This is a genomic window from Streptomyces sp. NPDC020780 (assembly GCF_044334475.1).
GTDB lineage: Bacteria > Actinomycetota > Actinomycetes > Streptomycetales > Streptomycetaceae > Streptomyces.
On the sequence record NZ_JBIRTB010000006.1, the window covers coordinates 221,901 to 247,813 of the forward strand.

The window sequence follows — 25,913 nt, forward strand, 5'->3', positions numbered from 1 at the left end:
GCCCGCCGTGGCAGGGCGCGGCGGTGCGCGACGGGCGTCAGGCCTGGCGGCGGACCTCCACCACGCGGAACCGGTTGGAGACGAAAGCTCCGTCACACAGCGCCGCATTGGCCGCCGGGTTGCCACCCGAACCGTGGAAGTCGGAGAAGGCCGCCGTCTGGTTGACGTACACCCCGCCGGTGAGATTCAGCGAGAGCTGGGCCGATTCGTCGAAACAGACGTCCTCCACCGCTCGCTCCACCTCCGGGGACGTGGTGTACGCGCCTACCGTCATCGCGCCCTGTTCCCGGATGGTGCGGCGCAGCAGATGCAGTGCGGCGGTCGTCGATTGGACGGCGACAGCGAACGAGACCGGCCCGAAGCACTCGGAGAGACAGGCCGCCCCACCGTCCGGCTCGGTGCCGTCGAGCTTGACGAGCACGGGTGTGCGCACGACAGCTTCCGGGAAGTCGGGGTTGGCCACCTGGCGGGACGGGAGGGCGACCTCGCCCAGCCCTGCGGCCGCATCCAGGCGCGCCCGCACGTCCGGGTTCACCAGGGCGCCGAGCAGCCCGTTGGCTCGGGCGTCGTCACCCAGGAGGCCGGTCATGGCCCCCGCGATGTCCGTGACCACGTCCTCGTAGGTCTTGTGGCCCGCGTCGGTCGGCACACCGTCCCGGGGGATGAGCAGGTTCTGCGGGGTGGTGCACATCTGACCGCTGTAGAGGGACAGCGAGAAGGCCAGGTTGGAGAGCATGCCCCGGTAGTCGTCGGTGGAGTCGATGACGATCGTGTTGACGCCGGCCTTCTCCGTGTAGACCTGCGCCTGCCTGGCGTTGGCCTCCAGCCAGTCGCCGAAGGCGGTGGAACCCGTGTAGTCGATGATCTTGACCTCGGGTCGCAGCGCCAGGGTCCTGGCGATGCCTTCGCCGGGCCGTTCGGCGGCCAGCGCGACGAGATTGGGGTCGAAACCCGCCTCGCCCAGGACTTCTCGGGCCAGCTGTACGGTGAGGGCGAGCGGCAGCACCGCCCGCGGATGCGGCTTGACCAGGACCGGATTGCCGGTGGCCAACGAGGCGAACAGGCCCGGGTAGCCGTTCCAGGTGGGGAAGGTGTTGCAGCCGATCAGCAGCGAGATACCCCGGCCGACCGCGGTGTAGGTCTTGTGCAACCGGAGCGGATCGCGCTTGCCCTGGGGCTTCGACCAGTCGGCGGCGTGCGGCGTGCGTGTCTGCTCCGCGTAGGCGTACGCCACCGCTTCCAGACCGCGGTCCTGCGCGTGCGGTCCGCCTGCCTGGAAGGCCATGACGAACGCCTGCCCGCTCGTGTGCATCACGGCGTGGGCCAGTTCGTGCGTACGTGCGCTGATCCTCGCGAGGATTTCCAGACAGACCAGGGCCCGGGTCTCCGGCCCGGCCGCCCGCCAGTCGCTCATGGCGGCGCTCATCGCCGGGAGCAGGACGTCCGGGTCGGCATGCGGGTACTCGACGCCGAGCTTCGGCCCGTACGGCGAGACCTCGCCGCCGGCCCAGCCGTCGGTGCCGGGCTGGCCGAGGTCCAGCCGGGTGTTCAGCATGGCGTCGAAGGCGGCCTTGCCCTCCGCCGCGCCCAGGCTGCCGGCGAGGCCGCCCTCGCCGTAGGCCTTGGGATGCTCGGGGTGCGGGGACCAGTAGGCGCGCGTACGGATCGCGTCGAGTGCCTGGTCGAGCGTCGGACGGTGGGTCTCGGACAGCTTCTCGGGGGAAAGCTCGGCGGCCATGACGGACCAACTCCTCGTCGAGCCGGGCAGGGACGTGCGGACGGAGTTAGAGTAACCGAACGATCGGTCGGGACAAGGGGCCCCGAAGGACCTGTGGACAACTCATGGGGGAGGATCGCGGTCATGACCACGGCCAAGCGGGACACGTACACACCGGAAACCCTCCTCACCGTTGCCGTGCGCGTCTTCAACGAACGCGGCTACGACGGCACCTCCATGGAGCATCTCTCCAAGGCGGCCGGAATCTCCAAGTCGTCGATCTACCACCATGTGACGGGCAAGGAGGAGCTGCTGCGCCGCGCGGTGAGCCGGGCGCTCGACGGTCTGTTCGGCATCCTGGAGGAGCCGGGGGCGACGCGCGGGCGGGCGATCGCACGGGTCGAATACGTCACGCGCCGCACCGTCGAGGTCCTGATGGGCGAACTGCCCTACGTCACGCTGCTGCTGCGTGTCCGGGGGAACACGAACACCGAGCGCTGGGCCCTGGAGCGGCGCAGGGAGTTCGACCAGCGGGTGTCCGAACTGCTCAAGGCCGCTGTCGCGGACGGCGACCTGCGGGCCGACGTCGACATACGCCTGGCCACCCGCCTCCTCTTCGGCATGGTGAACTCCCTGGTCGAGTGGTACCGACCGCAGCCGGGCGGCTCGCCGGAGGGGGAGCAGCTGGCCGACACGGTCGTGCAGCTGGCTTTCGAGGGGATGCGGGCCAGTCGCTGAGCCGGCCCGTATCAGGGCCCGTGCGGCCCGGCCACCCGTCCCTCGCCGTTCCGGCCGGGAGCGGCTTCATGATCGATGCACCTACGCGAGCTCGGCCGGCCGATCCGGGCGCGGGCCGAGGTCGGTCTCCTCGAAGACCAGCAGGGTGCGGGTGGAGAGCACCTCGGGTATGGCCTGGATCCTGGTCAGGACCAGTTCCCGCAGCGCCCGGTTGTCCGGCGTGTGCACCAGGAGCAGGACATCGAAATCGCCGCTGACCAGGGCGATGTGGGTGGCGCCCGGCAGCGCCCCGAGCTGCTCGCGCACCGTGCGCCAGGAGTTCTGGACGATCTTCAGCGTGATGTACGCCGAGGCGCCCTGTCCCGCCCGTTCGTGATCCACACGGGCGCTGAAGCCGCGGATCACCCCGTCCTCCACGAGCCGGTTGATGCGGGCGTAGGCGTTGGCGCGCGACACGTGGACCCGTTCGGCCACGGCGCGTATCGAGGCCCGGCCGTCCGTCCGCAGGATGCGGAGGATGTCGCGGTCCACCGAGTCGAGCGGCCTGGCGGGTGACACCTGGCCGGGGTCCGCACCGCCGGCGGCCATTTGTTCAGCGGCCATCTGCCCGTGCCTCCCTGTTGTGGACGACCTGCCCCTATCCCAGGCTGTGGAGAACCGTTTGTCCACAGGCTGACGGTGCCTGTAGCCAAAATGCCTCCACGACCGAACAATCGGTAGGTGAGGCACTCCGCACCCGGCGCCTCGCTTCCGCCTCGATATTTCCGCAGATTTCGACACCCTCGATGTATCTCGATGCCAGGAGGTGCTTCACATGACGGTCCAAGAGCTGCCCGGCGCGGCCGCTTACCGGCCCACGCCGCCCCCGGCCTGGAAGCCGCTCACCGACCCTGCGCCGCTGCTCCCGGACCCCGAGCCGTACCGGGTGCTCGGCACGGACGCCGCAGCCGACGCCGACCCCGAGCTGCTGCTGCGTCTCTACGCCGAGCTGGTGCGTGGCCGCCGGTACAACACCCAGGCCACCGCGCTGACCAGGCAGGGCCGGCTTGCCGTGTACCCCTCCAGCACCGGCCAGGAGGCCTGCGAGGTCGCGGCAGCGCTCGTCCTGGAGGAGCGTGACTGGCTCTTCCCCAGTTACCGCGACACGCTTGCCGCCGTGGCCCGTGGTCTGGGCCCGGTCGAGGCACTGACCCTGCTGCGCGGGGACCGGCACACCGGATACGACCCGCGTGAGCACCGCATCGCCCCGCTGTGCACCCCGCTCGCCACCCAGCTGCCGCACGCGGTGGGGCTGGCCCACGCGGCGCGGCTCAAGGGCGACGACGTCGTGGCGCTGGCCATGGTGGGTGACGGCGGGACGAGCGAGGGCGACTTCCACGAGGCGCTGAACTTCGCTGCGGTCTGGCGCGCTCCGGTCGTCTTCCTCGTGCAGAACAACGGCTTCGCCATCTCCGTACCCCTGGCCAAGCAGACCGCCGCCCCGTCCCTGGCTCACAAGGCCGTCGGGTACGGCATGCCGGGCCGGCTGGTCGACGGGAACGACGCGGTCGCGGTGCACCAGGTACTGGGCGAAGCGGTCGCAAGGGCCAGGCGCGGTGGGGGGCCGACGCTGGTCGAGGCGGTCACGTACCGCATGGAGGCCCACACGAACGCCGACGACGCCACCCGTTACCGCGGCGACAGCGAGGTCGAGGCGTGGCGTGACCACGACCCGATCCTGCTGCTGGAGCGTGACCTGACCGGCCGGGGGTTGCTGGACGAGGAGCGGATCGGGACGGTGCGGGAGGCGGCGGAGCGCATGGCCGCAGGCCTGCGTGAGCAGATGAACGCCGATCCGGTGCTGGATCCGATGGACCTGTTCACCCACGTCTACGAACAGCCGACCGGACAGCTGCGCGAGCAGGCCGCCCGGCTGCGGAGCGAGCTCGAAGCGGAGCACGACGAGAGCGGTGCGGAGGAGAGGCGATGACCACGGCTGCGGCGACGGCCGGGCAGCGTGAGAGCGCGGTCAAGCCCGCCACGATGGCGCAGGCGCTCAGGCGCGCGCTGCGCGACTCGATGGCCGAGGACCCGACGGTGCATGTGCTCGGTGAGGACGTCGGCACCCTCGGCGGGGTCTTCCGGGTCACCGACGGCCTGGCTGAGGAGTTCGGCGACGGCCGGTGCACGGACACGCCACTGGCCGAGGCGGGCATCCTGGGTGCCGCCGTCGGCATGGCGATGTACGGGCTGCGGCCCGTGGTGGAGATGCAGTTCGACGCTTTCGCCTACCCGGCGTTCGAGCAGTTGGTCAGTCATGTCGCCAAGATGCGGAACCGCACCCGGGGTGCCATGCCCCTACCGATCACGGTGCGCGTTCCCTACGGAGGGGGAATCGGGGGTGTCGAGCACCACAGTGACTCCTCCGAGGCCTACTACATGGCGACGCCCGGGCTGCACGTCGTCATGCCGGCCACGGTCGAGGACGCGTACGGGCTGCTGAGGCAGTCGATCGCCTCCGACGATCCGGTGGTCTTCCTGGAGCCGAAGAGGCTCTACTGGGCGAAGGCGGCCTGGTCGCCGGACGCACCGGCCGCGGTGGAGCCGATCGGGCGGGCCGTGGTGCGCCGGCCGGGGCGCAGCGCCACCCTGATCACCTACGGCCCGTCCCTCCCGGTGTGTATGGAGGCAGCCGAGGCCGCCACCTCGGAGGGCTGGGACCTCGAGGTGGTCGACCTGCGCTCGCTGGTGCCGTTCGACGACGAGACCGTCGCCGCGTCGGTGCGGCGCACGGGGCGCGCGGTGGTCGTCCATGAATCCTCCGGATTCGGCGGCCCGGGCGGCGAGATCGCGGCGCGGGTCACCGAGCAGTGTTTCCACCACCTCGAAGCGCCGGTACTGCGGGTTGCCGGGTTCGACATCCCCTATCCGCCGCCGATGCAGGAGCGCCATCATCTGCCCGGCGTGGACCGGGTGCTCGACGCGGTGGCCCGTCTTCAGTGGGAGGCCGAGAGCTGATGGCCCAGGTGCTCGAGTTCACGTTGCCGGACCTCGGCGAGGGACTGACCGAGGCGGAGATCGTGCGGTGGCTGGTGGAGGTCGGCGATGTGGTCGCCATCGACCAGCCGGTCGTCGAGGTCGAGACGGCCAAGGCCATGGTGGAGGTGCCGTGTCCGTACGGCGGCGTCGTGACGGCGCGGTTCGGTGAGGAGGGTACGGAGCTTCCCGTCGGCGCACCGCTACTGACCGTGGCGGTAGGAGCGACGGGCCCGGACTCCTGCAGGACTCCCGCCGACGCGGCCTCGGCGCCGGTGTCCGGTGCGGCCTCCGGCGCGGCCTCCGGCGCGGAGTCGGCTCCGGTGTCCGGCGATGCCCCCGGTGCGGTATCAGGGCCGGCGGGTGAGGCATCCGGAAACGTGCTGGTGGGCTATGGCACGGGAGCACCCGCCGCACGGCGCCGCAGGGTCAGGCCGACGTCCGTCACGGCTCCCCCTACGGCCACGCGGCCCATGCCGGAACGATCCCTTGCGCCCACCCCTGCCGTGGAGGTACCGGGACCCGTGGCGGTCATTTCCCCGCTGGTACGGAAGCTGGCGCGGGAGCACGGTCTCGACCTCCGGCAGGTCCCGGGTTCGGGGCGGGACGGGCTGATCCTGCGTACCGACGTCGAATCCGCGATCAGGAAGGGCGACGCGGAGCGTTCTGCCGCCGCGCCGGCCCCGGTCACCGGTCAGGCACCCGTGGTGGCCGGCGAGCGCATCGCGCTGCGCGGAGTCCGGGGCGCGGTCGCGGACAAGCTGGCGCGCAGCCGGCGGGAGATTCCGGATGCCACGTGCTGGGTCGACGCGGACGCCACCGAACTGATGGCGGCGAGGGCCGCGATGAACGGCGCCGGTGGCGGCGGTTCGGTGCCCAAGGTCTCGGTGCTCGCTCTGCTGGCCCGTATCTGCACGGCGGCACTGGCCCGGTTCCCGGAACTCAACGCCACGGTCGATGCCGAGGCTCGGGAGGTCGTCCGTCTGCCGGAGGTCCACCTGGGCTTCGCGGCGCAGACGGAACGGGGGCTGGTGGTGCCCGTCGTCCGCGGGGCCCAGGCCCGCAACGTGGAGTCGATCGGCGCGGAGATCAGCCGGCTGACGGAGGTGGCGCGTGCCGGGAAGCTGACCCCCGCGGACCTGACTGGCGGCACGTTCACACTGAACAACTACGGAGTCTTCGGGGTCGACGGCTCGACACCGATCATCAACCATCCGGAAGCGGCGATGCTCGGGATCGGCCGCATCGTGCCGAAACCCTGGGTGCATCAAGGGGAGCTGGCGGTGCGACAGGTCGTCCAGCTGTCGCTCACCTTCGACCACCGGGTCTGCGACGGCGGCACCGCAGGTGGCTTCCTGCGGTATGTGGCCGACTGCGTGGAGCAGCCGGCGGTGCTGCTGCGCACGCTGTGACCTGACGGTGGTCCGCCGCGACCGGACACGGCCGGACCGTCCCGGCCCGGTCGGACTGTGTCCGTGCCCCGCGGACGGGTGTCTGCCCCCGGCCGGAGCGTGCCCACGCCTGTGCGGGCCGGGGGCGTACGGGCATGGACCGGCCAGGGCGGTCGGCATGCGGGCCGGAGGTGTACGGGCGTGGGCACGCTCCGGCCAGGGCGGTGGGCGCGCGGGCCGGGCCGGTCGGGGCCGTGCTGGCCCCCGTTCTTTCCGGCGCCGGCTCCGGGAGCAGTCCCGCCCCGGGGTGATTGGCGGATCGGACGGCCCGCATACTCGGGTCATGACCGCGTATGACGCCATCGTCCTTGCCGGAGGAGCCGCCGAGCGGCTCGGGGGAGCCGACAAGCCCGGGCTCCAGGTGGGTGGACGGGCGCTGCTGGACCGCGTACTCACGGCCTGTGCCGACGCGGGCACCACCGTCGTGGTGGGCGGGCGCAGACCCACCACGCGTCCGGTCTTCTGGACGCGCGAAGTACCACCGGGCGGAGGGCCGTTGGCGGCGCTCGGGGCCGGTGTCCGGCACGTGACCGCGGAAACCGTGCTCGTGCTCTCCGCGGACCTGCCGTTCCTGGACGGGGCGACCGTCCGCTCGCTGCTGGACACGGTCGGTACGGGTGCCTGCGAAGGCGCTGTGTGTACGGACCCGGACGGACGCGACCAGCCGCTCGTGGCGGTCTACCGAGCGGAACCGCTGCGCCGCGAACTCGCGCTCCTGGCTACGGAGCACGGCAGCCTCGCCGGGCTGCCGCTGCGGTTGCTGACGGCCGAACTCGCCCTCGACCGGGTCGAGGCGGGGCCTCTCGCCTCGTTCGACTGCGACACCTGGGAAGACGTTGCTGCCGCCAGGGCGCGTATCAGGGACCATGGAACCGTGCTGGACGAATGGATCACCACAGTCAAAGACGAACTGGGCATCGAACTCGACGTCGATACCGGCGTCCTCCTCGACCTCGCCCGTGATGCCGCGCACGGCGTCGCCCGGCCCGCCGCACCGTTGACCACCTTCCTGGTGGGGTACGCGGCGGCGAAGGCGAGCAGTGGGGCGAGCCCGGAGGACGCGGCCGCCGCCGTGGCGGACGCGGCCCGCAAGGCCGCCGCGCTGGCCCTGCGCTGGGAGGAAGAGACGGAGGCCGGCAGCGGGACCGGCACGCCATGACGGCGCCAGGAGGCGAGACGGGGGATCCGCTTCCGGCGGACCGGCCGGGCGGGCGCTCGACCGATGCCGCCCAGCGATCCCCTGCCGCCCAGCGATCCCCTGCCGTTCAGCGATCCTCTGCCGCCGCTCAGCAGCCCCACGCCGCCGACCTGATCGGCAGGGCCGGGGATGCCCGGACCGCCGACGGAACCCGCGAGCCTGACGGGCTCCGCGCAGGGGAAGCCGGGCCGGCAGCAGAAGTCCCCGAGCCGGAGGAAGCCCCGACGGCCGCAGAAGCTCGAGCCGCAGAGAAGGCGCGAGCGCCTGCAAAACCCTGCACCGCCGCAGAAGGCCGGTCCGCAGAAACCCTTCGCGCAGAAACCCGCTCCGCCGAGGAAGCCCGTACCGCAGAAACCCGTGCCGTCGAGGAGGAGCGGGCCGTCGAGCAGGCTCTGGCTCTGGTCGGACGCCAGGTCCCCTCCGCGCACTCCGCGCCCGGCCGGCCCCTCCCCTCCGAGCCCGTCGGGCCCTCCCTTTCCTCCGCTCCGCGCACCCCGGCGGCGTCCAGCGAGGGGCCCTCGGCCGCCGACGTTTCCCCGGCTGCCCGCAGCCGTGCCCGCCCCGCGGCATCCCACGGCTCCAGCGGTTCCAGTGGTTCCTCCCGCCCGTCCCGCTCCTCCCCCTCACACCCGACCACGTCGTGGACCGGCGCCCGCGCCCTGGCCGAGCGCCTCGGCCGCTCCGCCCCGCGCGCCGCTCACCGGCTTCCTCTGGACCGGGCGCTCGGCCACGTCCTGGCCGAGGCCGTGGTCGCCCTCACCGATCTGCCGTCCTTCGACACGTCGGCCATGGACGGCTGGGTCGTCGCAGGGCCGGGCCCGTGGTCCGTACGCGAGGGCGAAGGGGTTCTCGCCGGCCACAGCACGGCCGTACCGCTGCCCGACGGCACAGCGGTACCCATCGCCACCGGCGCCCGCATTCCCTCCGAGGCCACCGCCGTCATCCGCAGCGAACACGCACACGCGGACGAGACCAAGGGGCTGCTCCACTCGACTCGCCCGGTCGTTCCCGGGCAGGACATCCGCCCGCGCGGCCAGGAGTGCCGGTCCGGCGACCAGCTTCTGCCCGTCGGGACTCTGGTGACGCCGCCCGTTCTCGGCCTGGCGGCCGCCGCGGGGTACGACGCCCTGGTGGCCGTCGGCCGGCCACGCGTCGACGTTCTCGTCCTGGGGGACGAACTGCTCACCGTCGGACTGCCGCGTGAGGGGCTGATCCGGGACGCCCTCGGCCCGATGCTGGCCCCGTGGCTCCGGGCCCTGGGTGCGGAGGTCACGGCCCCCAAGCGTCTCGGGGACGACGCGGACGCCCTCCGCCGAGCCCTCACCACATCCGACGCCGATCTGATCGTCACGACCGGCGGTACCGCGGCCGGGCCCGTCGACCATGTCCATCCGGTACTCGCCGACACCGGCGCCGAGCTGCTGGTCGACGGAGTAGCCGTGCGCCCCGGCCACCCCATGCTTCTGGCCAGGTTCCCCGATGGGGGTCCCTACCTGGTGGGTCTGCCCGGCAATCCGCTCGCAGCCGTTTCCGGTCTGCTGACGCTGGCCGAACCCCTGCTCCGGGGAATCGCAGGAAGGCCCGCTCAGGACGCGTTCCGAGTGCCGGTGCACGAGGAGGTCCAGGGCCATCCGCACGACACGCGACTCGTCCCCGTGGTCCACCGAGGGGACAGGGTCGTGCCGCTGCACTACAACGGTCCCGCGATGCTCCGGGGGATCGCCGCTGCGGACGGGCTGGCTGTGGTGCCCCCGGGCGGGGTACGGTCCGGCACCGAGGTGGAGATCCTCGATCTACCGTGGGCCTCGGCAACGCCGTGGACTGAAGGGTGTTTCACGTGAAACTTCCCGGCCACGACGCGATGGCCAGGCGCGCCGACGAATACGTGGTGCCCACTCGGGTGCTCCTGCCACGGCGGGTGGTCGACCGGCCGCTGCGGCAGGTCGCCAAGCGGCTGGCGATGGCCTTGGCGGTACTGGCCGCCACGGTCTTCATCGTCTGGGCGGACCGGGGCGGGTACCACGACAACGCCGATGAGAAGGTCGACTTCCTCGACGCCGTCTACTACGCGACGGTGACGCTGTCGACGACCGGGTACGGCGACATCGTGCCGTACAGCGATTCGGCGCGGCTCGTCAACGTGGTGCTGGTGACGCCGCTGCGTGTGCTGTTCCTGATCATCCTGGTCGGCACCACCCTCGAGGTCCTGACGGAACGGACCCGGGAGGACTTCCGGCTGAACCGTTGGAGAACCAACTTGCGTGAACACACAGTTGTCGTGGGCTTCGGTACCAAGGGCCGCTCGGCAATCCAGACGCTCTGTGCCACCGGGCTGAAGAAGGACCAGATCGTCATCGTCGACCCGGCCGGCAAGGTGATCGAGGCGGCCAACGCCGAGGGATTCGTGGGTGTGGTGGGTGACGCCACGCGCAGTGACGTGCTGCTGCGGGCGGAGGTACAGAAAGCGCGGCAGGTCATCATCGCCACTCAGCGCGACGACACCGCCGTGCTGGTCGCCCTGACGGCGCGGCAGCTCAACCGGGGCGCGAAGATCGTCGCCGCCGTGCGTGAGGAGGAGAACGCGCCGCTGCTGCGTCAGTCCGGCGCCGACGCCGTGATCACCAGTGCCAGCGCGGCAGGCCGCCTGCTGGGGCTCTCCGTCCTGAGCCCGAGCGCCGGCACGGTGATGGAGGATCTCATCCAGCAGGGCAGCGGCCTCGATCTCGTCGAACGGCCGGTGATAAAGGCCGAGGTGGGCAAGAGCGTCCGGGAGACCGACGACTTGGTGGTCAGCGTCCTGCGCGGGCACCGGCTGCTCGGTTACGACGATCCGGCAGCCAGCCCCCTGCAGCTGACGGACCGTGTCATCACGATCGTGCGGGCCTCGCCGCTCCACGTGCCACCGGCGAACCATCCGCCGCAGTCCAACCAGCGGTCGTAGACGGCCCGGGCGCGCGGACGGGTCCCAGGCAAGCCTGACACGCCCGGAAGGCCGTACGGAGTAGCCTCGCGGCCATGCATGCGATCACGATCCCCGAACCCGGTGGCCCCGAGGCGCTCGTATGGACCGAGGTCCCCGATCCCGTACCAGGCGAGGGCGAAGTCCTCGTCGAGGTCGTGTCCGGTGCGGTCAACCGGGCCGACGTCCTGCAGCGGCAGGGCTTCTACAACCCTCCGCCCGGCGCGTCCCCCTATCCCGGCCTGGAGTGCGCGGGCCGCGTCGCGGCACTCGGTCCGGGTGTGACCGGTTGGTCCGTGGGCGACGAGGTCTGCGGGCTGCTGGCGGGCGGTGGTTACGCGGAGAAGGTGGCCGTACCGGCCGGACAGCTGCTGCCCGTGCCCGCCGGAGTGGATCTCGCCGTGGCCGCCGCGCTGCCCGAGGTCACCGCGACGGTCTGGTCCAACGTCTTCATGGTGGCCCATCTGCGGCCTGGTGAGACCCTGCTCGTCCATGGCGGCTCAAGTGGCATCGGCACGATGGCGATCCAGCTCGCCAAGGCGGTGGGGGCGCGGGTCGCGGTGACCGCGGGCGGCCCCGAGAAGCTGGCCCGGTGCAAGGAACTCGGTGCCGACATCCTCATCGACTACCGCGAGCAGGACTTCGTCGACGAGCTGCGCAGGGCGACGGACGGTGCGGGAGCCGACGTCATCCTCGACATCGTCGGGGCCAAGTACCTGGACCGCAATGTGCGGGCGCTGGCGGTGAACGGCCGGCTTGCGATCATCGGTATGCAGGGCGGAGCCAAGGGCGAGTTGAACCTGGGGGCCCTGCTGAGCAAGCGGGCCGCCGTCACGGCCACGTCCCTGCGTGCCCGGCCGCTCGCGGAGAAGGCCGCGATCATCGCCGCGGTACGCGAGCACGTCTGGCCGCTCATCGAGCAAGGTGTAGTCAAGCCCGTCGTGGACCGTACGGTGCCGATGGCGGATGCGGCGGAGGCCCACCGGGTCCTTGAGTCCAGCACCCACATCGGCAAGGTGCTCCTGCTCGCCCCGACGGCCTGAGGGAGACGCGGCGCCCCGGCGTCCAGAGGCCGGCGTCCCCCCGCGTCCCGAGAGCCGACGACCGGGCAACGAGGACAGGCGGACTCAGACCGACACCCAGGACGGCCTACGCGCCGGGGGCCGGCACACCTCAGGTGTGCCGGCCCCCGGCGCGTAGGGGCGACACAGGACGCTGACCACTGCCCGCGCCTCCGTGCGGCGTCGTCCCGCCCACGGCCGTGACGGCGGCTACAGGTACGGGCCCGAACGAGCCGGACCGTGCGGGTCCGGGCCGCCTTCCTCGTCCTCGTGGAGCGCACCCGGGGGAAGGGCGCGGCGCATCTGCTCCAGCTGGGCCCTGGCCGCCATCTGCTGCGCGAACAACGCGGTCTGGATCCCGTGGAACAGCCCCTCCAACCAGCCGACCAGCTGGGCCTGGGCGATCCTCAGCTCGGCCTCCGAGGGGACGGACTCCTCGGTGAACGGCAGCGACAGCCGTTCCAGCTCCTCCACCAGCTCGGGTGCCAGCCCGTCCTCGAGTTCCTTCACGGAACTGGCGTGGATCTCCTTGAGCCGCACCCGGCTGGCCTCGTCGAGAGGAGCGGCCCTGACCTCTTCCAGAAGCTGCTTGATCATGCTGCCGATGCGCATGACCTTGGCGGGCTGCTCGACCATCTCCGTCACCGGGACCTCACGCGACTCGTCGTCGCCGCCCCCGCCACCGATAGCCATTCCGTCCTGCCCCACCACGAGGACCTGGGGGTGCTCCTGCGACCGGTCATTCCTCGGCATCTCCATGTCGCCATTGTCTCGCACACCTGCTGCACCACACGGTGGTGCCCCCGGAAAAGCATGATCCACCTTTCCGGGGGCGGCCGATCGGCCGGTCAGTCAGGGACGACCCCGCCCCGGGACGCTCATCCCGCGCGGCGGGTCAGTGTCAGCCGTGAGCCGGTGAACGCGGCCGCGAGCAACCCGGCCAGCACCGGTACGACCAGGGCCAGCAAGCCGAGGGTCTCCCACGGCATCACGATCGGCGTGTAGGCGGAGTCCATGGGCTGCCGACGCATCGCCTCCATCGCCTCTCCCAGGTCGACCAGTCGCAACGCCACCGCGGGCACCACGCCCGCCGCCGTCCCGAGAAGCACGCCGGTGAGGGCGACCACCACAGACTGGAATCCGGAGAGGGTGCGCCGCACTCCGGGCGGTGCGCCCACCGCGCTGAGCGTGGTGAGGTCGGCCTGCGCGTCGGCCTTCGCGAGACCGGTGGTGAGGCCGGCGGCGCCCAGGGTGACCACGCCCGCGAACAGGGCGAGGACCAGCAGGACCACCTCCTCGCCGCGGTCTTCGTAGGGTCTCTCCGACTGCAGGTAGATCCCGTTCCCGGCCTGGGTGATCACTGCGGCCACTGCCTGCCCCTCGCGGTCCGTCGGCGCGTGGGCGACAGCGTAGACGCTTCCGAGGACCGCGGTGTGCAGCCCGAGCCGGTCTGCGGCTCGCTGCGGAAGGATCATGCGGACTCCGGGGGTGGCGGCGTACCGCGCGGGGGCGACGTACACCTTCACCCGGTCCGTGGTGGCCTCGGTCTTACCCGGGTGGAGCTTCCGATTCTCCTTGTCCCGTTCGTCGTACGTGTGCACGGCCTTGAGCGTGACCTCACCGTTCTCCGCGTACGCCGGGTTGAGCAGCACGGGCGTTCCGGCAGCCAGGGCTGCGGCTGCCGCCGGGTCGTCGAGCTTCACATACGTCCTGAGCAGCGCGGCGTCACCGACGACGATGTGGCTGTCACCCGTGTTGAGCGCCTGCGCGGTGTTGAACTCGTCGACGCAGGCGGGGGAGTTCAACAGCTTCTTGTGCGCGTCGGCGGAGAGGCTTTCGGCGAGCTTCCGCGCGCCCGCCCCCGCCTCCTTGCGGGCCTGGCGCACGGGTACGCCGTCCCGTTCGCGCGGCAGGGCGATGTTCTCGGCGGCGGTGAGCGCGGGGATCAGGTTGTAGTCCTGGAAGACGTAGCCGATACTGCGGCGGCGCAGGCGCGCGATGCCCTTGCGGCCGAGCGCCGAGAGGTCCTGGCCTTCGATGACGACCTGGTCGCTGCTCGCGGTGTCCAGGCCCCCGGCCAGCGTCAGCAGCGTGGACTTGCCGGACCCGGAGGGACCCATGACGGCGACCAGCTCACCGGTGCGGACGGACAGGCTGACGCCGCGCAGAGCATGGACCTCTGCGGCACCGGAGCCGTGGGTGCGGGTCAGCGCCCGCAGTTCGAGCACGGGCGTGTCCGCGGGGACACCGGCGGACGGGGCGGGTACGGACGTGGACATGGCGGGTGTTCCCCCTGAGAACGGCGCGATGGTCAGGCAGACGGCTGCGGGACGGGTGGGCCGGTCGCCGGTGTGTCGCATGCCGGTCGGCGTCAGGCGTGGGTCAGCGGCGGACGGAGGGACGGGAGCCTGCCGGCCGGGCGGCTCCTCGGCTCGCCGGCCCGGCCGCACGGGGGGCGGGGTCGGTCATGGCGGCTTCGGCGAGACGGACCAGGCGCGACTCGCAGTGGTCCAGCCACCGGGCCTCCGCCTCGGCCTGGAAGATCAGCTGCTCCACCACGAGGAGCCAGGCCACCTCGTCGCGGTCGGCGGGTACGTCGGCGAGGGCCTGCGCCTTGAGCCGGGTGTAGTCCTGCATCGCCTTCAGAGTGTGGCCGCGTTGCGACTGGATGACGGCCCGGATGTCGACCCCCGGGGCGCCGACCGCCATGGCGAGTTTGATCGCCAACTCGTCCCGGGGCGGATTGCTGCGGTCCACAGGAGTCTCGAACCAGCTGCGGAGCTCGTCGCGGCCGTCGTCGGTGATCGAGTAGAGCGGGTGACCCGCGTCGTCCTCGCCGTTCTGCACGACCATGCCGTCGCGCTCCAGCCGGCTGAGCGTCGTGTAGACCTGCCCGACGTTCAAGGGCCAGGTGGCACCGGTGCGGGACTCGAACTCGGTGCGGAGCTGAGAGCCGTAGCGGGGCCCTCGCTCAAGAAGGGCCAGCAGCCCGTGGCGGATACACATACTCAGTATCCATACCGAGTATGTGTACCGCCGCAAGTGTCCCGGAAGGGGGAGAAGGCCTCGGCCCCCCGTCAGACCGCCCGGCGCATGCGGAAGGCGAGGAACCCCAGTCCCAGTCCGACCAGGGCGATCCCGCTGCCCAGCGTCAGTAGCGGGACCTGCCGTGCGGCAGGCCCGTCCAGCGCCTGCCGCTGCCGTGCCGACCTCCCGGGCTCGGGGAAAGCGCCGGGCGGTGGGGTGAACGCGGGCGCCTCGTCCGGGTCCTCCGGTGGCACCTCGTCGGCAGGCGGCGTCTCGGAGCGCGCGAGTTCCATGGGTGTCAGCGACCGCCCGGGCCGGGGCCGGCCTTTCCCCGCCTGCCTCCCGGCCAGGGGGGAGTCCTCGGCGGACGGACCGGCGCCGGGGGAACGGGGGGACGGCGAGGGCGACGGCCGAACGGGCGCGCCGGCTTCCCGCGAGCGCACGGGGAGAGCGGGTGCGGGGAAGGCCTGAGCGGGGAGAGCGTGGGCCGGAAGGCCGCGCGCCGCAGAGGTGGACGCAGGGGTGACAGTGGACGACCGTACGTTGCCGTACGCCACGGAGACCGGCCCGATGATCAGCCCGGCGGACATGGCCAGAGAGGCCACACATCGTGACGACCGTGAAGCCAGGAGTCCCTGAGGCATGAGATCAGCGTCACACGCACACGGAGGCCCGGCATCCCGGGCCCACCGCACGGCACACGGCCCCGGGCGGACACCCGGCACACGGCCCGCTCTGGGCGGGCCGGCTGCCACGAAGGAAGCCGGAGCGGAGCAGGAAGCAGTCAGAGTCGTCAGAAACTGTCAGCAAGGGAGCGCGCAGGCAGGCAGCACGCACGCAGCCCCGAGGCGGGCATCAGGCAGCACGCACGCAGCCCCCGACAGCACGCAGCCGTCAGGCCGGGTCGCCCGTGGCGATCTGGAGTTCGAAGTGGGTGCCCCGCTCAGCAACAGCCGCACCCGGCGTCGGGAACTGGCCGATGACCTGGTCCTCCGCGTAGGTGTTGCCCTCCACCTCGATCACCTTGACGGTCCAGCCGGCCGCGGCGGCGCACGCCTTCGCGGAGAGGACGTCCTTGTAGATGAAGTTCGGCGCCTGGACCTTCGCGGGGTCGTCCGTGTCCTCCGTGGCGTCCGTGCACTTCTCGGTCTCCATCGTCCGGTTCCGCTCCGGGGGCTTGTGCTCCCCCGCCACCGCGGACTCGCTGGAGCCAGGATCGCCGCCCTTGCCGTAGTCCGAGCCGTCGTCGAAGTCCAGGAAGGCGATGAGGCCGCCGACGGCGATCAGCGCCACCACGATCGACCCCACGACGACCGGCATGCCCGACCGGGAACGGCCGTTGCCCCCCGTGGGCTGCGGGGACGTCGCGTACGCGGGCGGAGTCCGGTGCCCCACGGCACCGGGCCCGTACGGCTGGGCCGCCTGCGGGTAGCCGTATCCCGGCGTGGGAGCGGGGGTCGGCACCCCGTAGGGGCCGGGCTGCTGCTGGGGGTGGTGGGGCTGCGGCTGGTAGGGCGTCTGCACGCCGTGCGGAGCGGGGGCGGCCTGGTCCACGGGCGGGAAGACCGCCGAGCCGACGCCCGAGCCGCTGTTGACCGGCGCACCGCCGCCGATGATCACCGGAGCACCGGCCGGACCGCTCGCGTTCAGCACGCGGGCGATCTCGTCCTGCATCGCCGCGGCACTGGGGAAGCGCTCGTTCGGGTTCTTCCTGAGCGCGCGGGCGACGAGCGCGTCCATCGCCGGAGTGAGGGACCGGTTGATGCTCGACGGAGCGACCGGCTCCTCCTGGACGTGCGCGTACGCGATGGCGAGCGGCGAGTCCGCGTCGAAGGGGATGCGTCCCGTGAACAGCTGGAAGAGCATGATGCCGACCGAGTACAGGTCGGACCGCGCGTCCACCCCGCGGCCCAGCGCCTGCTCGGGGGAGAGGTACTGCGGCGTACCGACGACCATGCCGGTCTGGGTCATCGAGGTGACCCCCGACTGCATGGCACGGGCGATGCCGAAGTCCATGACCTTGACGACGCCGCGCTTGGTCATCATGACGTTTCCGGGCTTGATGTCGCGGTGGACCAGGCCCATCTCGTGGCTGGTCTCCAGGGCGGCGAGCACATCGGCCGTCACCTTGAGCGCCTTGTCGGCGGGCATGGCGCCGTACTGCTGGATGTCCGACTGGAGTACGGAACCCAGCGGCTGCCCCTCGACGTACTCCATGACGATGTACGGCATGAGCGCGCCGCCGAGCTCGTCCTCGCCCGTGTCGAACACCGAGACGATGTTGGTGTGCTGCAGCTTGGCCACGGCCTGGGCCTCGCGCCGGAAGCGCTCGCGGAAGGACTGTTCGCGCCCCAGCTCCGTGTGCAGCGTCTTGATGGCGACCTGGCGGTCGAGTGCCGAGTCGTACGCGAGGTAGACCGAGGCCATGCCGCCCTCGCCGAGCAGGTCGCGCAGCTGGTAGCGGCCGCCGGCCACGGATCCGCCCGCGTAGCGCCCGTGTGCGCCGTCGTGGCTCATGACTTGCATCCCCCTCGGCGCCCGACGGACGCGGTGATCCCTGTTACGGGCCAAGTCTGCCCGAGGGGTCCGACACGTCAAGCCGGGGGCCCGTTCCGTGACCCTACGCGCGAGAAGCGTCTCGGAAGCGTTACAGGATGCGCATGTAATTTGCGTGCCCGGCACGCCAGCCGATTGGATGACCCGTCACTCTGGAAACCGGGGTGTCCTCCGGAGGCTGTAGCGTGACGTGGCAATGCAGCAAGGCACCGTGAGAACCCGCGCACGCGGGGACAGATACGACGGCGAGGACTGATGGCACCCGATTCCGAAGCAAACGGCGGCGGAGTTTCGGATGGCACCGACTCCTGGGGCGTCGGTGGCGTGGTCGGGGACGGCCGCTACCGCATGACCCACCGGCTGGGCCGCGGCGGCATGGCCGAGGTCTTCGCCGCGGAGGACGTCCGGCTGGGACGTACGGTGGCGGTGAAACTGCTCCGGTCCGATCTCGCCGAGGACCCGGTCTCCAAGGCCCGTTTCACCCGCGAGGCACAGTCCGTCGCGGGGCTCAACCACCATGCGATCGTCGCCGTGTACGACTCCGGTGAGGACGTCGTGGGCGGGGCGACCGTTCCCTACATCGTGATGGAGCTGGTCGAGGGCCGCACGATCCGCGATCTGCTGCTCAGCGCGGAGGCCCCGCCGCCCGAGCAGGCGCTGATCATCGTCTCGGGTGTGCTGGAAGCGCTCGCGTACTCGCACCAGCACGGCATCGTGCACCGTGACATCAAGCCCGCGAACGTGATCATCACCCACTCCGGTGCGGTCAAGGTCATGGACTTCGGCATCGCCCGCGCCCTGCACGGCGCCCAGTCGACGATGACCCAGACGGGCATGGTCATGGGCACACCGCAGTACCTCTCCCCCGAGCAGGCGCTCGGCAAGGCGGTCGACCACCGGTCCGACCTGTACGCCACCGGCTGCCTTCTCTACGAACTGCTCGCGCTGCGGCCCCCGTTCACCGGTGAGACGCCGCTGTCCGTCGTGTACCAGCACGTCCAGGACATCCCGGTCCCGCCGTCGGAGGTCACGGGCAGTGTGCCTCCCGAGCTGGACGGCCTCGTCATGCGCTCCCTCGCCAAGGACCCGGACGACCGGTTCCAGAGCGCCGAGGAGATGCGCGGCCTGGTCCAGTACAGCCTGCAGATGCTGCAGGTCCAGGGCGGTCACACGGGTACCTGGAACACGGGCCCGGTCGCGGCGGGGCACGACGGCGGCCACACGGCGGCGATGAACATCGGCGGTGGTACGGCCGCCATGGCGCACCCCATGCACGGGGACACCTCGCAGGGGCCGATCCTGCCGCCGATGAACCCCGACGACGGGGCCTACGCCGGCGGTTCGCACGGTGGCGGCGGCCGCGGGAAGATGTGGCTGTTCGTCCTGCTGGCCCTCATCGCGATCGGCGCGGGTGTCGCTTTCGCCATGCAGGCGGCGGACCAGGGAGACACGAAGAAGAAGCCGCCCGCCGCACCGTCGGTCTCCCCGTCGCCGTCCGAGACGAAGTCCTCCCCGGAACCGTCGGACGAGCCGTCGGACGAGCCGTCGCGCGAGACGGGCAGCTCCACGGGCGGGAACTCCTGGCCCAGCAAGGAGCCGTCGTGGACCCCGAGCGACACCCCGACACAGCCGACCCAGGAGCCCACGGACACCCCGACGACGTCGGACCCGGGCACGAGCGGGGGCGGCGGTTCGACGACCGACGGCTCCACCGGCGACACGGGCACCACCGACGGCGGCACCACCGACGGCGGCACCACCACCGAGGGAACGACCGACGGCAGCGGCACCACGACCGACGGCACCAGCGGTGGTACCCCGGCCGGGACCTCGGCGGGCGCCGCCGCGGGTACGACCACCGGGACGGGCACGGGCACCACCCCCTGAACAGCGGTGCGGCCTTTACGGGGCCTCACCCCGTGAAGGCCTCGCTGACCGCCTCGTAGGCGCGCGTCCACCACACGGCCAGGGCCGACACTGCAGGGAACTGCGGGTCGGCCCTGCGGTCGTGGAGGCCGTAACGCCAGCGCAGTATCCAGAAGTCGTTGAGCCGCTCCCACCAGACCCGGTGCACGGCAGCCGCCAGTTCGGCCGCGCCCGCGCCGGCCGAACGCCGGTAGGCGCGGGAGTACGCCCGTACCTTCTCCAGAGCCAGTTCGCCGTCCGGCCGCACGAAGAAGATCGCCGCCGCGCGCACGGCCTCCTCCGCGCGCGGCTGCACGCCGAGCCGGTCCCAGTCCACGATCGCCACCGGATCGGCGCCGCGGTAGAGCAGGTTCAACGGGTGGAAATCGCCGTGCACCCAGCCCCTGGCTGCGCCTCCGGGGGGCGGCGGCCGGCGGTGGGCGTGCCGCTCCAGCAGGGCGCGGCGCTCGGTCAGACGGTGCACGGCGAGCTCGTCGAACGCGTCGCGCGGCCCCCTGCCCCGCGCCGCCGCCAGTAACTCGTCGATCAGTGCGAAGGTGTCGGCGGGGTCCGGGCTCCGCTCCTGTACCGGAGGCGGCGGATCCGCTTCCATGACGCACTCCAGACCGGTGTGTACGGCTCCGAGGAGCGCCCCGAGCCGCCGGGACTGCGCCGTCGTCAGCTGGGCGCCGTCCCGGTGGAGACCGTCGACCCAGGGGTGCAGGGCGTAGTGCCGGCCGTCGATGACCGTGACCGTCTCACCCTCCGTGGCCGCGAGCGGCGGGGCGACGGGAACACCGAGGGAGTGCAGCTGCTGGGTGGCCCTGTGCTGCCGGACGATGGTGGCGTGGTCGCCGCTCGCGTCGTCGAGGTGGTGTTTGTCGAGGTGGTGCTTGAGGAAGTACCGGCCACGGGTCGTGGAGACGCGGTAGCCGTGGTTGAGCAGGCCCTTGGTCAGGGGCTCGCAGCTGAGGGGTTCACCGGTACCGGGGTAGCGGTGCAGGACCTGGCCGACCGGAGGCACAGGCGGACGGGTCACAGATGAGCGCGGCACGCGACACATGTTAGGTGACGCTATGTGGCTGGTTTTACGGACTTGCGTCGAAGCTCAGGGTGTGCATGTGGACCACGTGCGGATCGAGCCGGAGGTACACGGGGTCGAAGGCTTCGCCGTTCACCGTCGCCGGGCCGCCGCCGAGGAGCGCGCGCTCCCCCGGGCCCGGGTGCACGATCTGCGCGGGCCCGGTGAACTGCACCGACCACAGGTCCGCAGGATCCCCGGGATCCCCGGGCCGGCCGGGATCCCGCGCGTCGAAGTTGTCCGCCCCGTACGCGATGACGCTGCCGTCGCACGACCGGTGGCAGCCGAGACCGCGGTGCATCCGGAGGATCACCCGGTCCTCGACGACGATGTGCCGGGCCACGGCCAGGAAGGGCAGGGCCCGCATGCTCGTGGCCAGGCGGCCGTAGGGGACGCGGCCGAGCAGTTCGATGGCGCGGCGTTCGTCGGAGGGATGGGAGGACGGCATGCCCCCACTGTCCGGCACCGGTAGGAGCGGGGTAAGGGTCCGCCGCCCCCGGTACGCCGGGACCAAAGTCCCGGGCCGCACACCGCCGGCCCCTCCCGCACCGCCGGCCCCTCCCGCACCGCCGGCCCCTCCCGCACCGCCGGCCCCTCCCGCACCGAAGCGGCCCGGAGGCGCCGAAGCGGCCCGGAGCGCCCGCGCCTTCAGCGCTTCTCGGCCTGCAGCCGCGCCACGTACGCCGCCGCCTGGGAGCGCCGCTCCATGCCGAGCTTGGCGAGCAGGCTGGAGACGTAGTTCTTGACGGTCTTCTCGGCGAGGTGCAGCCGTTCCCCGATGACCCGGTTCGTCAGTCCCTCCCCGATCAGGTCGAGGATCCTGCGCTCCTGGTCGGTCAGGCCGGCGAGCCGGTCGTCGCCCTTGCCGTCCTTCCCCTCCCGGAGCCGCTCCAGTACGCGTGCCGTCGCCACGGGGTCCAGCAGCGACTTGCCGGCCGCCACGTCCCGGACGGCGTTCAGCAGTTCGCTGCCCCGGATCGCCTTGAGCACGTATCCGGACGCGCCGGCCATGATCGCGTCGAACAGGGCCTCGTCATCGGCGTAGGAGGTGAGCATCAGGCAGTGGACGCCCTCGTCCCGGGAGCGGATCTCCCGGCAGACCTCCACGCCGCTCCCGTCCGGGAGCCGTACGTCCAGCACGGCGACATCCGGCCGTGTCGCGGGGATCCGGGCGAGCGCGTCCGCCGCCGTACCGGCCTCGCCGACGACCTCGATGTCCTCCTCGACGGAGAGCAGCTCATGCACGCCCCGCCGGACGACTTCATGGTCATCAAGCAGAAAAACAGTGATTTTTCCATCTTCGCGCACGATCGCAGTCTCACACACTCCTTTCCCGTCCGCCCTTCCCTGCCGCCGACGGCCGGGATAACGTGCCGTTGTTCCGGCGGCCTGCGCGGCCGTTACCAGTGCTGTGACCAGCAGGACTTCGCGATTTTTTCGATTTACTTGGAAATCCAAGCAAAATCGCAGGTCACAAGGTGTTTCGCAGTTATGCGAAGCACTGGGTAACGTGCCTATGACAGGGCGCTCGCCGGGGCACCTGTCACGCCTGTTGCGGACCGAGCGGCACCCACCCCGTGCCCGGGTCCTCCCACAGGCGAGCCGCACTGGTTCCCGGCCATCCCGGGGGCCGGACCGACGGAGGAGCACGCACGTGACCGTGGAGAGCACTGCCGCGCGCAAACCGCGACGCAGCAGCAAGCGGACCAGCGCCGCGAAGACGCCACAGAGTTCCGAGCCCCAGCTGGTACAGCTGCTGACGCCGGAGGGCGAACGCGTCACGCACCCGGACTACGAGATCGACCTCAGCGCGGACGACCTGCGGGGTCTCTACCGGGACATGGTCCTGACGCGCCGCTTCGACGCCGAGGCCACCGCGCTGCAGCGTCAGGGCGAGCTGGGCCTGTGGGCCTCGCTGCTGGGCCAGGAAGCCGCGCAGATCGGCTCCGGCCGGGCGCTGCGCGACGACGACTACGTCTTCCCGACCTATCGGGAGCACGGCGTCGCCTGGTGCCGCGGTGTCGACCCGACCAATCTGCTCGGGATGTTCCGCGGTGTGAACCACGGTGGCTGGGACCCGAACACGAACAACTTCCACCTGTACACCATCGTCATCGGCTCGCAGACCCTGCACGCCACCGGCTACGCCATGGGCGTCGCCAAGGACGGCGCGGACTCGGCCGTCATCGCGTACTTCGGTGACGGCGCCTCCAGCCAGGGCGACGTCGCCGAGGCCTTCACCTTCTCCGCGGTCTACAACGCCCCCGTCGTGTTCTTCTGCCAGAACAACCAGTGGGCCATCTCCGAGCCGACCGAGAAGCAGACCCGGGTGCCGCTCTACCAGCGTGCCCAGGGCTTCGGCTTCCCCGGCGTCCGGGTCGACGGCAACGACGTACTCGCGTGCCTTGCCGTCACCAGGTCGGCGCTGGAGCGCGCCCGCCGGGGCGAGGGACCCACCCTCGTCGAGGCGTTCACCTACCGCATGGGCGCCCACACCACCTCCGACGACCCGACCAAGTACCGCGCGGACGAGGAGCGGGTGGCGTGGGAGGCCAAGGACCCGATCCTTCGTCTGCGCACGTACATGGAGAAGCAGGACCTCGCCGACGCCGCGTACTTCACGGCGCTGGAGGAGGAGAGCGAGACCCTCGGCAAGCGGGTCCGCGAAGCGGTGCGGGCCATGCCCGACCCGGACCCGCTGGCGATCTTCGACCACACCTACGCCGACGGCAACCCGCTGGTCGACGAGGAGCGGGCGCAGTTCGCCGCCTACCAGGCATCGTTCGCCGAGGAGGGCAACTAGCCATGGCCGCCCAGAAGATGTCCATCGCGAAGGCGCTCAACGAGTCGCTGCGCAAGGCTCTCGAGACCGACCCCAAGGTCCTCGTCATGGGGGAGGACGTCGGCAAGCTCGGCGGGGTCTTCCGCATCACGGACGGCCTCCAGAAGGACTTCGGCGAGGGCCGGGTCATCGACACCCCGCTCGCCGAGTCCGGCATCGTCGGTACGGCGATCGGTCTGGCCCTGCGCGGCTACCGCCCGGTGGTCGAGATCCAGTTCGACGGCTTCGTCTTCCCCGCGTACGACCAGATCGTCACGCAGCTCGCCAAGATGCACGCCCGCGCGCTCGGCAAGGTCAAGATGCCGGTCGTCGTCCGCATCCCGTACGGCGGCGGCATCGGTGCCGTCGAGCACCACAGTGAGTCGCCCGAGGCCCTCTTCGCCCACGTGGCGGGTCTGAAGGTCGTCTCCCCGTCCAACGCCAACGACGCCTACTGGATGATGCAGCAGGCGGTCCAGAGCGACGACCCGGTCATCTTCTTCGAGCCCAAGCGGCGCTACTGGGACAAGGGGGAGCTCGACACCGAGGCCATCCCCGGCCCGCTGCACAAGGCCGCCGTGGCCCGCGAGGGCTCCGACCTCACGCTGGTGGCGTACGGCCCGATGGTGAAGGTCTGCCTGGAGGCCGCCGCCGCCGCGCAGGAGGAGGGCAAGTCGCTCGAGGTCCTGGACCTGAGGTCGATGTCCCCGATCGACTTCGACACCGTCCAGGCGTCGGTCGAGAAGACCGGGCGCCTCGTGGTGGTCCACGAGGCACCGGTGTTCTACGGCTCCGGGGCCGAGATCGCGGCCCGGATCACCGAGCGCTGCTTCTACCACCTCGAAGCACCGGTACTGCGGGTCGGCGGCTACCACGCCCCCTACCCGCCGGCCCGGCTCGAGGACGAGTACCTGCCGGGTCTCGACAGGGTGCTCGACGCCGTCGACCGCTCGCTGGCGTACTGAGGAGAAAGTCCGTGACGACGATGACCGAGACGTCTGCCCGTTTCCGTGAGTTCAAGATGCCCGACGTGGGCGAGGGACTCACCGAGGCGGAAATCCTCAAGTGGTTCGTCCAGCCCGGCGACACCGTCACCGACGGACAGGTCGTGTGCGAGGTCGAGACGGCCAAGGCCGCGGTGGAACTGCCGATCCCGTTCGACGGGGTGGTGCACGAGCTGCGCTTCCCCGAGGGCGCCACGGTCGACGTGGGCCAGGTGATCATCGCGGTGGACGTGGAGCCCGGCAGCGGTGACGCCCCCGCGGCCCCGGCGGCCGTGCCGGAGCCGGTGCAGGAGCCCGTACCGGAGCCCGGGCCGGAGGCCCCCAAGGGCCGCCAGCCGGTGCTGGTCGGGTACGGCGTGGCCGAGACCTCCACGAAGCGGCGCGCCCGCAAGGGGGCCGCCGTCCCGGGCCCGGCCGCCGCGGCCGTCCAGGCCGAGATCAACGGCCACGGCGCCGCCGTGCCGCAGAGCCGTCCGCTCGCCAAGCCGCCGGTGCGCAAGCTGGCCAAGGACCTGGGGATCGACCTGGCGACGGTCACCCCGACCGGCGAGGGCGGTGTCATCACGCGCGAGGACGTCCACGCGGCGGCTGCCCCGGCCCCCGCCGAGGCCCCCGCACAGGCTCCGGCGGCCACCGCCGCCCCCGAACCCGCCGCCGTCCCCGTGGCGGAGGCGGGCCGGGAGACGCGCATCCCCATCAAGGGAGTACGCAAGGCCATGGCCCAGGCCATGGTCGGCAGCGCCTTCACGGCGCCGCACGTCACGGAGTTCGTGACCGTCGACGTGACGCGCACGATGAAGCTGGTGGCTGAGCTCAGGGAAGACAAGGACATGGCGGGGCTGCGGGTCAATCCGCTCCTGGTCATCGCCAAGGCGTTCCTCGTCGCGATCAGGCGGAACCCCGGGGTCAACGCCGCCTGGGACGAGGCCGGCCAGCAGATCGTGCAGAAGCACTACGTCAACCTGGGCATCGCCGCGGCCACCCCGCGCGGTCTGATCGTGCCGAACATCAAGGACGCGCACGACAAGACCCTGCCCGAACTGGCCGGGGCCCTGGGCGAACTGGTCTCCACGGCACGCGAGGGCAGGACCTCCCCGGCGGCCATGGCAGGCGGCACGGTGACCATCACCAACGTCGGTGTCTTCGGCGTCGACACGGGTACGCCGATCCTCAACCCGGGCGAGTCCGCGATCCTCGCGGTCGGGTCGATCAAGCCGCAGCCGTGGGTCCACAAGGGCAAGGTGAAGCCCCGTCAGGTGACCACGCTGGCGTTGTCGTTCGACCACAGGCTGATCGACGGTGAGCTCGGCTCCAAGGTGCTCGCCGATGTCGCGGCGATCCTGGAACAGCCGAAGCGGCTGATCACCTGGGCCTGACGGC

Annotated in this window: 21 protein-coding genes and 2 pseudogenes; 12 read left to right on the forward strand and 11 right to left on the reverse strand. The window is 71.5% G+C overall.

The features are described from left to right. Positions 1 to 37 precede the first annotated feature (37 nt). Positions 38 to 1,738: a phenylacetic acid degradation protein PaaN gene (paaN, locus tag ACH4VO_RS13830; protein ID WP_360995466.1), complete on the reverse strand. Its 1,701-nt coding sequence runs from the start codon at positions 1,736 to 1,738 to the stop codon at positions 38 to 40. 123 nt (positions 1,739 to 1,861) lie between these two features. On the opposite strand from paaN, the gene ACH4VO_RS13835 reads away from it, so the two are divergent. Next, positions 1,862 to 2,455 (forward strand): TetR/AcrR family transcriptional regulator, encoded by a 594-nt coding sequence (locus ACH4VO_RS13835; protein ID WP_360995463.1) that lies wholly within the window; start codon positions 1,862 to 1,864, stop codon positions 2,453 to 2,455. Positions 2,456 to 2,536: 81 nt separating this feature from the next. Here ACH4VO_RS13835 and ACH4VO_RS13840 read toward each other — a convergent pair whose 3' ends face one another. Then, positions 2,537 to 3,058 (reverse strand): Lrp/AsnC family transcriptional regulator, encoded by a 522-nt coding sequence (locus ACH4VO_RS13840; RefSeq protein WP_360995461.1) that lies wholly within the window; start codon positions 3,056 to 3,058, stop codon positions 2,537 to 2,539. 211 nt (positions 3,059 to 3,269) lie between these two features. Between ACH4VO_RS13840 and pdhA (ACH4VO_RS13845) the strand changes: the two genes are divergently transcribed. The 7 genes from pdhA (ACH4VO_RS13845) to ACH4VO_RS13875 all read left to right on the forward strand — a co-directional run bounded on the left by pdhA (ACH4VO_RS13845) (position 3,270) and on the right by ACH4VO_RS13875 (position 12,121). Beyond that, a complete protein-coding gene (gene pdhA, locus ACH4VO_RS13845; RefSeq protein WP_360995458.1) occupies positions 3,270 to 4,424 on the forward strand; it encodes a pyruvate dehydrogenase (acetyl-transferring) E1 component subunit alpha in 1,155 nt (384 codons plus the stop codon). After that, complete coding sequence (locus ACH4VO_RS13850) at positions 4,421 to 5,452, forward strand: alpha-ketoacid dehydrogenase subunit beta (RefSeq protein WP_360995455.1); 1,032 nt, start codon at positions 4,421 to 4,423, stop codon at positions 5,450 to 5,452. Before pdhA (ACH4VO_RS13845) ends, ACH4VO_RS13850 begins: the two co-directional genes overlap by 4 nt. Further along, positions 5,452 to 6,882, forward strand: coding sequence for a dihydrolipoamide acetyltransferase family protein (locus ACH4VO_RS13855; RefSeq protein ID WP_360995452.1), 1,431 nt, complete (start codon positions 5,452 to 5,454; stop codon positions 6,880 to 6,882). Before ACH4VO_RS13850 ends, ACH4VO_RS13855 begins: the two co-directional genes overlap by 1 nt. Before the next feature lie 322 nt (positions 6,883 to 7,204). Further along, the gene (locus ACH4VO_RS13860; protein ID WP_360995449.1) at positions 7,205 to 8,080 is read left to right on the forward strand and encodes an NTP transferase domain-containing protein; all 876 of its coding nucleotides are present in this window, start codon (positions 7,205 to 7,207) and stop codon (positions 8,078 to 8,080) included. A gap of 437 nt (positions 8,081 to 8,517) precedes the next feature. Next, positions 8,518 to 9,960 carry a molybdopterin molybdotransferase MoeA gene (locus tag ACH4VO_RS13865; RefSeq protein WP_398440948.1) on the forward strand — a complete coding sequence of 481 codons (1,443 nt, stop codon included), beginning with the start codon at positions 8,518 to 8,520 and terminating at the stop codon, positions 9,958 to 9,960. After that, complete coding sequence (locus ACH4VO_RS13870) at positions 9,957 to 11,060, forward strand: potassium channel family protein (protein WP_360995443.1); 1,104 nt, start codon at positions 9,957 to 9,959, stop codon at positions 11,058 to 11,060. The genes ACH4VO_RS13865 and ACH4VO_RS13870 overlap by 4 nt, the downstream gene beginning before the upstream one ends. 74 nt (positions 11,061 to 11,134) lie before the next feature. After that, positions 11,135 to 12,121 carry an NAD(P)H-quinone oxidoreductase gene (locus ACH4VO_RS13875; protein WP_360995439.1) on the forward strand — a complete coding sequence of 329 codons (987 nt, stop codon included), beginning with the start codon at positions 11,135 to 11,137 and terminating at the stop codon, positions 12,119 to 12,121. 228 nt (positions 12,122 to 12,349) lie between these two features. Here ACH4VO_RS13875 and ACH4VO_RS13880 read toward each other — a convergent pair whose 3' ends face one another. The 6 genes and pseudogenes from ACH4VO_RS13880 to ACH4VO_RS13905 form a co-directional block, all read right to left on the reverse strand. Then, positions 12,350 to 12,898, reverse strand: coding sequence for a bacterial proteasome activator family protein (locus ACH4VO_RS13880; protein ID WP_360997941.1), 549 nt, complete (start codon positions 12,896 to 12,898; stop codon positions 12,350 to 12,352). 119 nt (positions 12,899 to 13,017) lie between these two features. Then, positions 13,018 to 14,001: pseudogene (locus ACH4VO_RS13885) on the reverse strand (ABC transporter permease); the annotation flags it as partial. Next, positions 13,995 to 14,418: pseudogene (locus tag ACH4VO_RS13890) on the reverse strand (ABC transporter ATP-binding protein); the annotation flags it as partial. The pseudogenes ACH4VO_RS13885 and ACH4VO_RS13890, both read right to left, overlap by 7 nt. Positions 14,419 to 14,521: 103 nt before the next feature. Next, positions 14,522 to 15,145: a PadR family transcriptional regulator gene (locus ACH4VO_RS13895; RefSeq protein WP_360997937.1), complete on the reverse strand. Its 624-nt coding sequence runs from the start codon at positions 15,143 to 15,145 to the stop codon at positions 14,522 to 14,524. 71 nt (positions 15,146 to 15,216) lie between these two features. Then, the gene (locus tag ACH4VO_RS13900) at positions 15,217 to 15,459 is read right to left on the reverse strand and encodes a hypothetical protein (protein ID WP_360997936.1); all 243 of its coding nucleotides are present in this window, start codon (positions 15,457 to 15,459) and stop codon (positions 15,217 to 15,219) included. Positions 15,460 to 16,060: 601 nt separating this feature from the next. After that, complete coding sequence (locus ACH4VO_RS13905; protein ID WP_360997934.1) at positions 16,061 to 17,683, reverse strand: protein kinase; 1,623 nt, start codon at positions 17,681 to 17,683, stop codon at positions 16,061 to 16,063. 294 nt (positions 17,684 to 17,977) lie between these two features. Here ACH4VO_RS13905 and ACH4VO_RS13910 point away from each other — a divergent pair, with 294 nt between their 5' ends. Then, entirely contained in the window at positions 17,978 to 19,609 is a 1,632-nt protein-coding gene (locus tag ACH4VO_RS13910) for a protein kinase (RefSeq protein WP_360997932.1), read from the forward strand. Positions 19,610 to 19,634: 25 nt separating this feature from the next. Here ACH4VO_RS13910 and ACH4VO_RS13915 read toward each other — a convergent pair whose 3' ends face one another. The 3 genes from ACH4VO_RS13915 to ACH4VO_RS13925 form a co-directional block, all read right to left on the reverse strand. Beyond that, a complete protein-coding gene (locus ACH4VO_RS13915; RefSeq protein ID WP_360997930.1) occupies positions 19,635 to 20,690 on the reverse strand; it encodes a phosphotransferase in 1,056 nt (351 codons plus the stop codon). Between the two features lie 25 nt (positions 20,691 to 20,715). Next, the gene (locus ACH4VO_RS13920) at positions 20,716 to 21,156 is read right to left on the reverse strand and encodes a pyridoxamine 5'-phosphate oxidase family protein (protein ID WP_360997928.1); all 441 of its coding nucleotides are present in this window, start codon (positions 21,154 to 21,156) and stop codon (positions 20,716 to 20,718) included. Between the two features lie 200 nt (positions 21,157 to 21,356). After that, positions 21,357 to 22,016 (reverse strand): response regulator transcription factor, encoded by a 660-nt coding sequence (locus tag ACH4VO_RS13925; RefSeq protein WP_360997927.1) that lies wholly within the window; start codon positions 22,014 to 22,016, stop codon positions 21,357 to 21,359. 346 nt (positions 22,017 to 22,362) lie between these two features. Between ACH4VO_RS13925 and pdhA (ACH4VO_RS13930) the strand changes: the two genes are divergently transcribed. The 3 genes from pdhA (ACH4VO_RS13930) to ACH4VO_RS13940 are packed head-to-tail and all read left to right on the forward strand — an operon-like array spanning position 22,363 to position 25,909. Beyond that, complete coding sequence (gene pdhA / locus ACH4VO_RS13930) at positions 22,363 to 23,511, forward strand: pyruvate dehydrogenase (acetyl-transferring) E1 component subunit alpha (RefSeq protein WP_069171694.1); 1,149 nt, start codon at positions 22,363 to 22,365, stop codon at positions 23,509 to 23,511. Positions 23,512 to 23,513: 2 nt separating this feature from the next. Then, a complete protein-coding gene (locus ACH4VO_RS13935; protein ID WP_360997925.1) occupies positions 23,514 to 24,494 on the forward strand; it encodes an alpha-ketoacid dehydrogenase subunit beta in 981 nt (326 codons plus the stop codon). Between the two features lie 11 nt (positions 24,495 to 24,505). Continuing rightward, positions 24,506 to 25,909, forward strand: coding sequence for a dihydrolipoamide acetyltransferase family protein (locus tag ACH4VO_RS13940; RefSeq protein WP_360997923.1), 1,404 nt, complete (start codon positions 24,506 to 24,508; stop codon positions 25,907 to 25,909). Positions 25,910 to 25,913: the final 4 nt, after the last annotated feature.